This window comes from Arthrobacter sp. D3-16 (assembly GCF_054408515.1).
The window spans coordinates 1,601,792-1,615,489 of sequence record NZ_CP096437.1 but is presented as its reverse complement, the minus strand read 5'-3'; the positions used below and the strand labels follow the sequence as shown (position 1 = coordinate 1,615,489).

General features: G+C 64.7%; 10 protein-coding genes and 1 tRNA gene. 8 read left to right on the top strand and 3 right to left on the bottom strand.

Translation table 11 applies throughout. The features are described 5' to 3' along the window. Nucleotides 1–3 precede the first annotated feature (3 nt). A complete protein-coding gene (gene argS, locus M1D32_RS07725) occupies nucleotides 4–1,668 on the bottom strand; it encodes an arginine--tRNA ligase (protein WP_458781674.1) in 1,665 nt (554 codons plus the stop codon). Between the two features lie 174 nt (nucleotides 1,669–1,842). Between argS and M1D32_RS07720 the strand changes: the two genes are divergently transcribed. The 4 genes from M1D32_RS07720 to M1D32_RS07705 all read left to right on the top strand — a co-directional run bounded on the left by M1D32_RS07720 (nucleotide 1,843) and on the right by M1D32_RS07705 (nucleotide 4,927). After that, nucleotides 1,843–2,319 (top strand): FMN-binding protein, encoded by a 477-nt coding sequence (locus tag M1D32_RS07720; RefSeq protein ID WP_458781673.1) that lies wholly within the window; start codon nucleotides 1,843–1,845, stop codon nucleotides 2,317–2,319. A gap of 3 nt (nucleotides 2,320–2,322) precedes the next feature. Continuing rightward, nucleotides 2,323–3,195: an FAD:protein FMN transferase gene (locus M1D32_RS07715; protein WP_458781672.1), complete on the top strand. Its 873-nt coding sequence runs from the start codon at nucleotides 2,323–2,325 to the stop codon at nucleotides 3,193–3,195. Further along, entirely contained in the window at nucleotides 3,192–4,736 is a 1,545-nt protein-coding gene (locus M1D32_RS07710) for a ferredoxin--NADP reductase (RefSeq protein ID WP_458781671.1), read from the top strand. The genes M1D32_RS07715 and M1D32_RS07710 overlap by 4 nt, the downstream gene beginning before the upstream one ends. Before the next feature lie 115 nt (nucleotides 4,737–4,851). Then, nucleotides 4,852–4,927: transfer RNA gene (locus tag M1D32_RS07705), tRNA-Arg, on the top strand. Nucleotides 4,928–5,113: 186 nt separating this feature from the next. Here the strand turns inward: M1D32_RS07705 and M1D32_RS07700 are convergent. After that, nucleotides 5,114–6,868, bottom strand: a complete 1,755-nt coding sequence (locus M1D32_RS07700) for an HNH endonuclease signature motif containing protein (RefSeq protein WP_458781670.1) — start codon at nucleotides 6,866–6,868, stop codon at nucleotides 5,114–5,116. Nucleotides 6,869–6,985: 117 nt separating this feature from the next. On the opposite strand from M1D32_RS07700, the gene M1D32_RS07695 reads away from it, so the two are divergent. Together M1D32_RS07695 and M1D32_RS07690 are read left to right on the top strand one after the other, a co-directional pair. Continuing rightward, nucleotides 6,986–8,038: a M4 family metallopeptidase gene (locus M1D32_RS07695; RefSeq protein WP_458781669.1), complete on the top strand. Its 1,053-nt coding sequence runs from the start codon at nucleotides 6,986–6,988 to the stop codon at nucleotides 8,036–8,038. Between the two features lie 59 nt (nucleotides 8,039–8,097). Next, nucleotides 8,098–8,418 carry a protealysin inhibitor emfourin gene (locus M1D32_RS07690; RefSeq protein WP_458781668.1) on the top strand — a complete coding sequence of 107 codons (321 nt, stop codon included), beginning with the start codon at nucleotides 8,098–8,100 and terminating at the stop codon, nucleotides 8,416–8,418. Nucleotides 8,419–8,424: 6 nt separating this feature from the next. Here M1D32_RS07690 and M1D32_RS07685 read toward each other — a convergent pair whose 3' ends face one another. Next, nucleotides 8,425–9,393, bottom strand: coding sequence for a GlxA family transcriptional regulator (locus M1D32_RS07685; protein WP_458781667.1), 969 nt, complete (start codon nucleotides 9,391–9,393; stop codon nucleotides 8,425–8,427). Between the two features lie 81 nt (nucleotides 9,394–9,474). On the opposite strand from M1D32_RS07685, the gene M1D32_RS07680 reads away from it, so the two are divergent. Both M1D32_RS07680 and hrpA read left to right on the top strand, forming a co-directional pair. Further along, nucleotides 9,475–9,642, top strand: a complete 168-nt coding sequence (locus M1D32_RS07680) for a hypothetical protein (protein WP_205484217.1) — start codon at nucleotides 9,475–9,477, stop codon at nucleotides 9,640–9,642. Between the two features lie 83 nt (nucleotides 9,643–9,725). Next, entirely contained in the window at nucleotides 9,726–13,691 is a 3,966-nt protein-coding gene (gene hrpA, locus M1D32_RS07675; protein WP_458781666.1) for an ATP-dependent RNA helicase HrpA, read from the top strand. The last annotated feature ends 7 nt before the right edge of the window (nucleotides 13,692–13,698 follow it).

Below are 13,698 nucleotides of genomic sequence, written 5' to 3'. Positions count from 1 at the left end.
AGATCACATCCGTTCCGGTGCGGAAACGCCGAGCAGGTCCAGCCCGTTGGCCAGCACCTGGCTGGTGGCGTCGTTGAGCCAAAGGCGGGTGCGGTTGACGTCGGTTACCGCCTCGTCGCCCATCGGGGCGATGCGGCAGGCGTCGTACCAGCGGTGGTAGGCGCCGGCGATGGTCTCGAGGTGCCGTGCCACGCGGTGCGGTTCACGCAGTTCCGCGGCTTTCGCGACGATGGACGGGTAGCTGCCCAGGTACGAGAGCAGCTCGTTCTCTGTGGCGTGGTCCAGGAGCGAGGCGTCGAAACTGTCTTTGCCGTCTACGCGGCGCTCCACGCCGGCGTCGACAGCGTTACGGGCGGCACCGCGGGACCGGGCGTGGGCGTACTGCACGTAGAACACCGGGTTCTCGTTGCTGTGTTTCTTTAGCAGTTCCGGGTCCAGGGTCAGGGGGGAATCTGCCGGAAACCGTGCCAGGGAGTAGCGGACTGCATCCTTGCCGAGCCAGTCGATCAGGTCCTTCAGCTCGATGATGTTGCCTGCGCGCTTGGACAGCTTGGCGCCGTTGACTGATACCAACTGGCCGATCAGTACCTCGATGTTCACCTCGGGATCGTCCCCGGCACAGGCGGCGATGGCCTTGAGCCGGTTGATGTAGCCGTGGTGGTCCGCGCCCAGCAGGTAGATTTTTTCGGTGAAGCCGCGGTCCTTCTTTGAGAGGTAGTAGGCGGCATCCGCTGCGAAGTAGGTGGGCTCGCCGTTGGCGCGGATCATCACCCGGTCCTTGTCGTCGCCGAAGTCGGTGGTCCGCAGCCAGACAGCACCGCCGTCGTCGAACACGTGGCCCTGCTCGCGAAGGCGGGCAACGGCACTTTCAATCGCGCCGGCGTCGTGCAGTTCCTGCTCGGAGAAAAACACGTCAAACTCGACACCGAAGTCCGCGAGCGTGGCTTTGATGTCCTTCATCTGTGCCTTGTAGGCGGCGGCGCGGATGACCGGAAGGGCAGCAACTTCGGTCAGTTCGCGGATGTCCGGGTGCTCCATCAGGACCTCGTGGCCCAGGTCGGCGATGTACTGGCCGGGGTAGCCGCCGTCAGGCACAGGCAGGCCGTGCAGCCGCGAGTACACCGAGTTGGCGAAGACGTTCATCTGGGAGCCGGCGTCGTTGATGTAGTACTCAGCGGTGACGGTGGCGCCGGAAGCGCGCAGCACGCGGGCAATCGAATCACCCAGGGCAGCCCAGCGGGTGTGCCCGATGTGCAGGGGGCCCGTGGGGTTGGCGGATACGAATTCCATGTTGACGGTGTGGCCCGCGAGCGCGGTGTTGGTCCCGTACTGCTGTCCGGCTTCGACGATCACCTTGGCGAGGGCACCGGCCGTTGCTGCATCGACGGTGATGTTCAGGAACCCTGGCCCGGCAATGTCCACGGCGGAGACGCCGTCGATAGACTTCAGCCGGGCACTCAGGACTGTGGCGAACTCACGGGGGTTGGTGCCGGCCTGCTTGGCCAGCTGCAGGGCGATGTTGGTGGCCCAGTCGCCGTGGTCCCGGTTCTTGGGCCGCTCCACGCGTACCTCGTCTGGCACTGCTGATGCCGAAAGGGCAATCTCGCCGGCGTCGACGGCGTCTTTCAGGCAGGCGGATATGGCGAGGGAGAGTTCTTCGGGAGTCACCCCTCTAGCCTACCGGGGGCCAGTGACAGCAAAAGAATTGGGACTGTTTCCGGCGCCACAGCTGTTCCACAGGAAATCCACAAGGCAGCTACAAGTTGAACCAATACGCTGGGTTCATCGTTGACACCACCGTAAGCACCGTCCCGAACACTTAACCGAAATGAGAGCCTTTCTATGAGACCGTCACTCCGCAAGAGTGTTTTCGCCGGAATCGCCGGCCTTTCCCTCGCCGGAACAGTGGCCGGCTGCGCGCCGTCCGCCACTGAAACCACGCCTGCTGCCCCCGCTGGCAACAATGCGGAAACTTCCGCCGCCGCGCCATCTGCGGGAGCATCGCCGCTGGCCACCAGCGGCTCCACGTACAAGGACGGCACCTACAGCGCTGACGGAAACTACGTCTCCCCCAACGGCACCGAAACAGTAGGGGTTGAACTTACCCTTGCCGGGGGGAAGGTGACGGACGTCAACATCACCCAGCATCCCTCCAACCCGAACACGCGGAAGTTCCAGGGTGAGTTCGCCAGCGGTATCGCCGGGCAGGTGGTGGGCAAGAACATCGATGAGCTCAACGTCTCGAAGGTCGCGGGTTCCTCCCTGACCAGCGGCGGATTCAACCAGGCCGTGGAACAGATTAAGTCGGAGGCGCAGTAGACGGTGCCGGACGCGGACTGGGAGGGCTTTGCGTTCGAGGGAATCGGCACGCATTGGGAAGTCTCCACGCCTCTTCCGCTTGCCGGGACCATCCGGAAGCGCCTCCTTGACCGCGTGGAAAAGTTCGACGCCGACTGGTCCCGTTTCCGATCCGACTCCCGCGTCAGCAGCATGGCACGGGAGCCCGGGCGGTATGGGTTCCCGGACGAAGCCCGCCGGCTTGGGGTGCTGTACAGGTCGCTTTACCGGTTGACGGATGGGGCCATGACCCCGCTGATCGGCGCGTCCCTGGAACGGCTGGGGTACGACGCCGAATACTCCCTCAGGCCTTCAGGATCCCCGGTGCCGGCACCTCAGTGGGACCAGGTCCTTGACTGGGCGGGAACCACCATCACCACCACGTCGCCCGTGGTCCTGGACATCGGGGCAGCAGGCAAGGGCCTGCTGGTTGATCTGCTGGCCGACGAACTGGACGCTGAAGGAATTGATTCCTTCGTTATTGACGGCAGCGGGGACCTGCTGGCAAGGGGCCCACGATCCACCCAGGTCGCTTTGGAGCATCCTTACAATCCGGCCCAGGCAATCGGAATCGTTCCCCTCGCGGGGCAGGCGCTTTGTGCCTCGGCGTCCAACCGCCGGGCCTGGGGCGACGGCCTGCATCATGTGCTGGATGGAACAACCGGGCAGCCAGTGAGGACCGCCGTCGCCACCTGGGTCCTGGCGGACAGTGCCATGTTGGCCGATGCCCTGGCCACTGCGCTCTTCTTCGCCCCGGGGGCCCGGTTGGAGCAAGAGTTCGATTTCTCCTGGCTGACCGTATTTTCGGACGGGAGCGCGGCCCACTCCGCGGAGTTTGAAGGGAGACTGTTCACATGAGCCCTGTGGAAACTCCGAAAGCCAGGCCGGCCCCCTCCGTGGCCGCACGGCTGGATACCGCGCTTGGCCGGTTCACCATGTACCGGCTCATCCTCCTGGTCCTTGCGGCACTCGCCGCTTACAGCCTTCTGCTCGATGCCCTGGGCTGGCTCACCTTTGGTATTCCCGAAATGCTGGCGCACCTTGTGCTGTGCCTTGGCCTGACCTATGCGTCAAACAGGGCATTGGCGGCCATTTTCCACGTGCGGGCCCACACAGAGTCCTCGCTCATCACCGGCCTCCTGTTGTACTTCCTGTTCTGGCCTTCCTTCGCGCCGATGGATCTGGCCGGCGTGGCGTTGGCCTGCATCCTGGCGTCGGCATCAAAGTATGCGCTCGCGTGGCGCGGGCGCCACATCTTCAACCCGGCCGCTGCGGGAGCTTTCGTGGTTGGGCTGACCGGGCTCAACATTGCCACCTGGTGGGCGGCTACCCCTGCCATGCTTTTGCTGCTGGTGCCCGGCATACTCCTGGTCCTGTACCGTACGCGCAAGTTCCAGATGGCCTGGGTCTTCCTCATCGTCGCCTGCGCCATCATCACGGCGGAACTCCTCCAGTCGGGCATGTCCGTTGGGATGGCCTTGTGGCAGTCATTGGCGCAGCGGCCGTTGCTGTTCTTTGTAGGGTTCATGCTCACCGAGCCGCTGACACTGCCGCCGCGAAGGTGGCAGCAACTGGCCCTCGCGGCCGTGGTGGGCGTGGTGTTCGCGGTCCCCTACAACTTCGGCTTCCTCGCGAACTCGCCTGAGGCCGCGCTGCTGCTCGGTAATCTTCTGGCCTTTATGGTCGGCCAGCGGGGCGGTGTGAAGCTGAGATTCAACGGAACCAGGCCTCTGACGCCCAGCACCACGGAATTTTCCTTCGAGCCCTCCCGGCCTGTCCGCTTTCTGCCGGGGCAATACATGGAGCTGGACCTTCCGCACGCGAAAACGGACGGTAAAGGACGACGCCGGGTGTTCAGTTTGACGGGCGCCCCGGCTGACCGCCTGGTGAAGTTCGGCGTGCGGACTGCTGAGCCCGTGTCCGCAGCCAAGAAGGTCCTTCTTTCGCTGAATCCGGGCGATGAACTGACGGCCACCTCCGTTGGAGGCGACTTTGTACTCCCGCGCGACCCGCGCAAGCCGGTGCTGCTGATCGCTGCAGGAATCGGCATCACGCCTTTCCTTTCACACATCTCCTCCGGCGGATTACGGGATCGCGACGCGGTGCTCCTGCTGCTGGCCAGGAGCGCCGACGAGATTGCCTACGCGGAAGAAGTGAAGGATGCCGGAGTTCGAGTGGTGGCCCGCATCTCCGATGGCTCCCAACCGCCGTCACATATAAGTGCCTTCCCGGCCGATGCTGCCAGGGTGGACGGCGAAGCTCTCAGTGCGGTCATTCCCGACATTGCAGAGCGCGAGGTTTTCATCTCGGGCTCACCTGCCAGTGTCGCTTCGCTGCGTCGCGCGGCACGGGAGGCCGGGGCCAGGCGGGTTCACGTGGACTCGTTCTCCGGCTACTGATTTTGGGGCCCTGACTACCGTTCAGGTGAGCAATGGAGTGGCGATTTTCCCTTGCAGGCCACCTTCCTGCTAAGCTCTAGGACGTCCCGCCAGCAACGGCGGGAATCCCCGGATTGCCCTCGTAGCTCAGGGGATAGAGCGTCTGCCTCCGGAGCAGAAGGTCGTAGGTTCGAATCCTATCGAGGGCACCATCAAAGAGAAGCACCCCGGTCCACTGACCGGGGTGCTTTTCTTTGCCCGGAAAAAGTTCCTTTCCGGTGCTGCTGCTCCAAGTGTTCATGGCCGCCTCATGCCTCGGGCCGGCTGCTCATTAGAAATGCTGACGCCGCCACCGTGCGGTGCCAAGAGTGAGGGCTTGCTCCATTACTGACCCGTCATTACCCCATGGCAGCGCTCGCCTCGGAGGCCATCGCCCACCAGATCTCTTCCGGTAGAGGGTCCTTCGGCGGCCTGTATCCGGGCAGGAACCAGTCGGCAAAGGTGTCTTCCGGCAGCTCCCCGTGCCTGATTTGGTTCTCAGCAGACAGGTCATCGGGCGAGGGCAAGACCTGCGAGTGTTCGGCGGGCGGAGGCCAGCCTTGGGAAAGTTCGGCGGGCGGAGGCCAGCCACCCGAAAGGTCATCAGGCACCGTGAGCTTTGCTGACGCGACAGACTCCGGCCAGTGTGGTGGTTCCCAATCCGGGTGTTCGCTTTTGTAGTGCCGGCCGGTGGGTGAGGTCCAGCCGGGTGGTTCGTTTGTGGTGGCCGGTGTTGGTTTCCAGCCGGCGGTGTGGTGGAGTTTGTGGTGCTTGGGGCAGGGTTGGCCGAGGTTGCTGATGCCGGTGGTGCCGCCTTGGTGCCAGGCGAGGAGGTGGTCGGCTTCGTTGTCGAGGGAGTTGTTGCTGCAGCCAGGGAACGGACATTTGCCGTCCCGGAGCCGCAGCCAGTTCCGCATGGCTTTGGTTAGCCGGTAGCTGGTCCGGCCGATCTCCAGCGGCGCACCGTCCCGCGGATCGACCAGCAGCCGGTAAAACGAGCCGGCACCGTCAGCGACCAGATGACGTGCGATTGAGGCGGGGATCGGGCCGGACCCGTCGAGCATCGCGGGTTCGTCAGTGAGGTTCATGAGGGAGAAGACCGGCACGGTGACCATGACCTGCGCCCGAATTGACGAGCCCGGCCCGGGACCGGCCTCGTCGTTGCCGTCGGCACCAGCGCCGCCAGCAACAGCACCACCGGTGTCTGCAGTGCCGCCGGCACTGACCCTGGTGTTGAGGAGCGCTGCAGCGAAGTTGTCGGCCCGCAACTGCGTGAGAGTGCGGGGCTCTTCCGGGCCTTGCATACCCCGCGCTGCCGCGGTGAGCTGGTCCCAGATCGCGGAGGCCTGGTCCGCGGGCAGGCACGCGGCCACCCAGCCCATCCCGTCAGTGTCCCGCCAGAATTCGACCCTTCGGTCCGCCACACTTTTGGCATGCCGGGCCTCCAGGCTCTCCGGGTGATGGCGCTCCCGCCAGGTCCTGGCCTTGGTTTTGAACCGGTACGCCGGCAGCTCCCCAACCGGACACCCCCGGGCACCGTTAGGTGCAGCCGGGTCCAGGAAGTGCGCCTCCAAAGCAGCGGCCCCGTTACCGTCAAGGCTCACGGTCTGGTCCACCATGGCCCGGGCGTGCGCCCAGGAAATCGTCCCGGCCCGCAAAGCCGCCAGGGTCCGGGGCAGGGACATGGTCAGGGCATGGGACTCGGCGAGCAGGGCACCGGCGGTCCGGTCACCGACCGCCAGGACACACCCCAGCTCGGCGACCAGGCTCCGGTCCTGCGCCGTCGCCTCATACGGCGACCGCGCCGGAGCGTTCAGCGCTTTCGTGGCCCCGGCGAACACCGCCACCGCCTGCACCTTCAGGGCCGCCAGTTTCGCTTCCGACCGCGCCACCGCTGCAAGGACATCCAAAGCCCCATCAGCAACCCGCTGCAATGGATCATCATCCAATCCCGCCGCCGCCCCAGGCACACCCCGGGCCTCAGACCCTCCACCCGCACTGGAAACAGCACCGCCGGAAACAGCCGCATCACCGCCAGCGAGCACCGCAGCAAACGCAGCGACAGCAGCCACAACAGCTTCCTCCGCCTGCACCACTGCCGCGTTCGTTTCCATAGCTCCATCATGGCCAGGGGGTCTGACATTGTTCGTTTCACCAAGAGCGACGTGCGCCTGCGCCGCTTTGTCAGTGCCCCCTCGTAGTCTGAATTCACCAAGTTGAGGGGGTACGCCATGCACGTTCCGTTCTGTTCCATCATTCCGCCCTACCTGTTGAGGCGGCTGGCCAGGCAGGACGCTCCTGAGTTTTCTGCAGCAGCGAGGGCAGCAAAAGAGGCCCTGGGGCACGTCCGCTCGGTCCACGCTGCCCGCACCCAGGCAGCTCCTGATGTCCCCGCGGGAGTGCGTCAGGCTAAACCAGGACCATCAAACCGCTCGGTTTTCGACGCCGGCGGTGCGGAGGTACTTCCGGGCAAACTCGTGCGAAAGGAGGGCGAGTCCGCCACAGGGGATCCTGCAACGGATGAGGCCTATGACGGCCTGGGCCACACCCATCGCCTCTACGCCGATGTCTTCGGACGGAACTCGATCGACGGCCGGGGGCTGCCGTTGAACGCCACGGTGCATTTCGGCAAGCTCTACGACAACGCGTTTTGGGACGGGACGCAGATGGTCTTTGGCGACGGCGACGGGGAGGTCTTCGAGCGGTTCACCAGGTCCATCAGCGTCATCGGTCACGAGCTTGCCCACGGGGTAACCCAGTACTCGGCCGCGCTGGTGTACCGGAACCAGGCCGGAGCCATCAACGAGTCCATGTCGGACGTTTTCGGTGCCCTCGTGGAGCAGTACGTGAAGAACCAGTCGACGGCAGAGGCCAGCTGGCTCATTGGCGAAGGTCTTTTTACGCCCGAGGTCGAGGGGCGCGCCCTGCGCTCCATGAAAGCCCCGGGAACCGCATACGACGATGACGTGCTGGGCAAGGATCCCCAGCCGGATTCCATGGACTCTTATGTAAGAACCAGCGCCGACAATGGTGGTGTCCACATCAATTCAGGGATCCCCAACCGGGCCTTCTACCTGGTAGCGGAAGAGTTGGGCGGGAACGCTTGGGACTCCCCGGGACGCATCTGGTACGAGACACTCACCGGCGGTGATTTGCCCACTGGCGCAACGTTCACAGTATTTGCCCGCGCCACGGCGGCTACCGCTGCGGAGCTTTTCGGTTCTGATTCAAAAGAGCATGACGCCGTGCGGAACGCGTGGGAAACTGTGAAGGTCAAGCTTTAACGGGTCGCCTGGCTGCCGGACTTCGGGCCACCAGGCTCGAACCAGCCAGGAACCAGGCCATGAAGATCAGTGTGGAGCGCACCGGCGGCATCGCGGCGATGACTCGGGTTTGGACGGTAAATGCCGAGTCCGAGAAGGCCAGAAATCAATGGCAGCCCCTCGTCGAAGCATGCCCTTGGGACGCCGTACCCAGGACACCGCGAGCCGCCGCGGCGGAATACTCAGGAGCCCAGCCGGATCGGTTCATCTACTCCATCCGTGCGGGTCAGCACCGTGCAGCCCTGCCGGAGCAAGCAGTCACCGGTCCCTGGCGGGTGCTGGTGGACAGCACCCGCGCGGCCGCGGAAGAGTTACGCGCCGCGCAGCGCCGGGATGGATAGAGCGCGCTAACCCACCTCTGCCAACTGTCCGCGGAAGGCCCGGCGGTAGGACTGCGGGCTGGTGTCCAGGACTTTCGCAAAATGGTGCCGCAGCAGCACCGGGTGCCCAAATCCGGACTCACGCGCGATCTCGTCGATGTTCAGGTCGGTGGACTCCAAGAGTTCCTGGGCGCGGAGCACCCGCTGTGAATTGAGCCAGGCCGCCGGCGTTGCACCTGTTTCCGACCGGAACTTCCGCGCGAACGTCCTCGCGGACATGTGCACCCTGGCAGCAAGTTCGCCCACAGTGTGCTCACGGTCCAGATGCTGCACCATCCAGCGGAGGAGTTCCTCCATCGGAGCCGAGCCGCACGTGGGCATGGGCCGGTCAATAAACTGCGCCTGGCCGCCGTCACGGTGTGGGGGAACCACCATGTCGCGGGCAATCGCGGCGGCCACATGCGCTCCGAGTTCCACGCGCACCAGGTGCAGGCAGGCATCGATCCCGGCGGCCGTACCGGCTGAGGAGATGATGTTGCCGTCCTGCACATACAGGACATTTTCGTCGACTTGCACCCGGGGGTATTCGGCCGCCAACTGGCCCGAATAGTGCCAGTGCGTGGTGCAGCGGCGGTCATCCAGCAGGCCGGCCCTGGCGAGGGCGAAAGCTCCTGAGCAGATGGACATGACCCACGCTCCCCTTGCATCCGCCGCCCGAAGCGCCTCGAGTACAGACTCCGGCAAGTCATCATCCCTGCCATAGGGGGCCATGATTACCAGGTCGGCATCAGCGGCGGCTTCCAACCCAAGGCTGACGTTCATGGACAGGCCGGACTTGAGCGGGACGTCGCCCGGGAGCGGCGTACAGACGCGGAAGTCAAAGGCCGGGACGCCGCTCCCCCGCCCGGACCTGTCGATGCCGAACACTTCGCAGGCAGTGCCGAATTCGAACATGGAGAAGTTGGAAACCACGATGACGGCTACTGATTTCAGCATGCTTTCATTGTGGCAGGAATTTTAGCTTTTTGGGCATTTCTGCCACTTTTTCTTGCTGACGGAGAGGAGAAGCATGAAGGCATGGAAATCCTCACAACCGCCCTCATCGTCCTGCTGCTCCTCGTATTTGCCGCCACTGTGTCGGCCCTCCTGCGTGATGGCCGGGGGCATACGCCTCCCGTCGAATCGCACGAAGCATGGTCCGCCCTGGACCTTCCCAGCACCAACTACACGCTGCGCATTTTCTAGCCTCAACCACCCAAGCACCGGGTAGGGCTGCAACCAGTCGAAAGCGGGAAGCCCGGGCTCCCGCAGTAGACTGTTCAGCAGCCATGACACTTCACATCACCTATCCTGCCGAGCTCCCGGTCTCCGAGCGCCGCGAAGACCTGATGGCCGCCATCGCAGCAAACCAGGTCACCATCATCGCCGGCGAGACCGGCTCCGGTAAGACCACCCAGATTCCCAAGATGTGCCTTGAGCTCGGCCTGGGCGAAAACGGCCTGATCGGCCACACCCAGCCGCGCCGGCTTGCAGCCCGCACGGTTGCGGAGCGCATCGCTGAGGAACTGGGCGTGGACATCGGCCAGGAGGTCGGCTTCCAGGTCCGCTTCACCGGCGAGGTCAGCCGGAATACCAAGGTCAAGCTGATGACCGACGGCATCCTGCTGGCGGAAATCCAGCGCGACAAGCTGCTGCGCAAGTACAACGCAATCATCATCGACGAAGCCCATGAGCGCAGCCTCAACATCGACTTCATCCTTGGCTACCTCAAGCGGATCCTGCCGCAGCGGCCAGACCTGAAGGTGATCATCACCTCCGCCACCATCGATCCGGAACGGTTCGCCAACCACTTCGGAAGTCCGCACGTGCCCGCCCCCATCATTGAGGTCTCGGGGCGGACGTACCCGGTGGAAATCCGGTACCGCCCACTGTCGCAGCCACCTGCCGGAGCAGATGAAGAGAACGCGTCCGACGACGAGCTCGAGGAAGACCGCGACCCGCTCGACGCCGTCTGTGACGCGGTGGATGAACTCGCTGCCGAAGCCCCCGGCGACATCCTCGTATTTTTTTCCGGCGAACGCGAGATCCGCGATGCTGCCGACGCCCTCCAGGCCCGGATCCAGTCCAATAGAAGGTTGGCCGGAACTGAAATCCTCCCCCTGTTCGCACGCCTGAGCCTGCAGGAGCAGCACAAGGTGTTCCACCCCGGCAACAAACGCCGCATCGTGCTCGCCACCAACGTGGCAGAGACGTCGCTGACAGTCCCGGGGATCAAATACGTGATCGACACCGGCACAGCGCGCATCTCCCGGTACTCCCACCGGACCAAGGTCCAGCGGCTCCCCATCGAGCGCGTCTCGCAGGCATCGGCCAACCAGCGTTCCGGCCGGTGCGGCCGCGTGTCCGACGGCATCGCCATCCGCCTTTACTCGGAGGAGGACTTCGAGTCGCGGCCCCGCTTCACCGATCCCGAAATCCTCCGCACGAACCTCGCCGCCGTCATCCTGCAAATGACGGCCATGGGCGTGGCGCGGGGGCCGAAGGACGTCGAGAACTTCCCCTTCGTGGAACCCCCCGAAACGCGGGCAATCAACGACGGCGTCACGCTGCTCCGCGAACTCGGCGCCCTGGCTGCCGCTCAGCCCCAGAACGGCACGGGCGGTGCGAAAAGCGGCGGCGGCCTCACCGCCGTCGGGCAAAAGCTCGCCCAACTCCCGGTGGATCCCCGGCTGGGCCGGATGATTGTGGAAGCGGGGAAACGCGGCTGCGTCCGCGAAGTCATGATCCTGGCAGCAGCCCTCACCATCCAGGACCCCCGCGAGCGCCCTACGGACAAGCAGCAGCTCGCGGCGGAAAAGCACAACCGGTTCAAGGACGAGAACTCGGACTTCACCGGCTTCCTGAACCTGTGGAACTACATCCAGGAGAAGCAGCAGGAGCTGTCGTCGTCGGCTTTCCGCCGCCTGTGCCGGGCCGAGTTCATCAACTACCTCCGGGTGCGCGAGTGGCAGGATCTGTTTGCCCAGCTGCGCCAGCTTGCCCGGCCCCTGGGTATCAGCCTGGACAATAAACGCTTGGCCGATCCGGCAGGCAACCATGACGGCATCCACATCAGCCTCCTGTCCGGGCTTCTGAGCCACATCGGAATCCTGGATGAACGCAAGCGTGAGTACGCCGGGGCCAGGGGCAGCCGCTTCGCGATCTTCCCCGGTTCCGCGTTGTTCAAGAAGTCGCCCACCTTCGTGATGGCGGCGGAGCTGGTGGAAACCAGCCGGCTCTGGGCCAGGGTTGCAGCGAAATTCGATCCCGCCTGGGCAGAGCAGGTGGCCCCGGACCTGGTCAAGCGCAGTTACAGCGAACCCCACTGGTCCACGCGCCAGGGCGCAGTGATGGCCTACGAAAAGGTCACTCTTTACGGCGTGCCCATCATCGCCCAGCGCAGGATCAACTACGGCAGGGTGGACCCGGTGGTCGCCCGGGAACTCTTTATCAGGCACGCGTTGGTGGAGGGCGACTGGAAAACCCACCACAAGTTCTTCCACCGCAACCGTGCCCTCCTGCAGGAGGTTGAGGAACTCGAAGCCAGGATGCGGCGCCGGGACCTCCTGGTGGACGACGAGACGCTGTTTGAGTTCTACGACGCCCGGGTGGGGCCGGACGTTGTGTCCGAACGGCACTTTGATAAATGGTGGAAGGACGCCCGGCAGCAGAACCCGGACCTCCTGGACTATGACAAGTCACTCCTCCTCAGCGATGACGCCGACGACCTCGACGAATCCGCCTACCCGAAGACCTGGCTGCACAAGGGCTTTGAACTGCCGCTGACCTACGAATTCCACCCGGTTGCTCCCGGCTCGCCGCCCAACCCGAACGACGGCGTCACTGCCGAAGTGCCGGTCCTTTTCCTGAATCAGCTGGACGACAAGGCATTCCGCTGGCTGATCCCTGGCCAGCGCGTGGAACTGGTGACCGCCCTGATCAAGTCCCTGCCCAAGCAGATCCGCAAGAACTTTGTTCCTGCCCCGGACGTAGCCCGGCAGGCAGTGGCGGTGCTGGAGTCCGATTTCGACCCGACCTCCGACGAACTTGAACCGTCCCTCGAACTTGCGCTCCGCCGCATCCGCGGAAGCATCATCCCGCCCGGTTCGTGGAACTGGGACGCGGTGCCCCCGCACCTTCGCGTGACCTTCAAGGTGGTGGACAGCAAAGGCAAGGTGCTGGACGAGGGCAAGGACCTCGCGGCCCTGCAGGAACAGCTTGCGCCCGCCACCCGGCGGGCCATTGCCGAATCTCTCGGTGCCACGCCTGCCTCTACCGCCCCGCGCGGCAAGGCAGCGCGTACGGGGGGCACGTCCGGCGACGGCGGGAATTCCCGGGTGCAGGCGCCCGCCCAGGTCCCGGCTGGCTCCGGCCCCGCCGGATTCCGGGAGCAGGAAGGCTTAACGGAGTGGAGCTTTGGCACCATCCAGCGCCAGGTCAGCAGCATGGTCAAAGGCCACACCGTCACCGGTTATCCGGCGTTGGTTGACCAGGGCAAGTCGGTGGCACTCCGGGTTTTCCAGACCCCGGACGAGCAGCAGGACGCCATGCGCGGCGGTGTGATCAGGCTGCTGGCGCTGCGCGTTCCCGCTCCGGACCGGTACGTGCTGGAGCACCTGAGCAACAGCGAGAAGCTGACATTCAGCCAGAACCCGCACGGCTCGGTCGCAGCCCTGATTGCCGACTGCGCGCTGGCAGCCATCGACAAACTCACCCCGGCGGAATTGCCTTGGGACCGGCAGTCCTTCGATGCGCTGTATGAAGTGGTCCGGGCCGAGCTGATCGATACCGTTTTCAGCGTGACCGCCGTGGTGGAGCGCATCCTTGCCAGTACCCGGCGGATTGAGAAGCAGCTCAAGGGCACCACCAGCCTCGCACTCATCAGCGCGCTCAACGACGTCAAGAGCCAACTGGAGCACTTGGTGTACCCGGGGTTTGTGGCGCGTACCGGCTATGCCCAGCTCAGCCAGCTCCCCAGGTACCTGGCTGCCATTGAAAAGCGGCTGGAGCGCCTCCCGGGCAACGTCCAGCGCGATGCCCTTAGCATGGCGGTGGTGCAGCGGCTCGAGGATGATTACGACGACGCCGTTTCCGCCCTGCTTCCCGGACGGCGGGCCGGCGGTGAGCTGGCCCAGGTCCGCTGGATGATCGAAGAGCTCCGGGTGAGCCTCTTCGCCGTCGAACTCGGAACGGCCTATTCGGTATCCGAAAAGCGGATCCGCGCCGTGCTCAACAAGGCGCTGGCCCCGGCCTAGGCGCAAT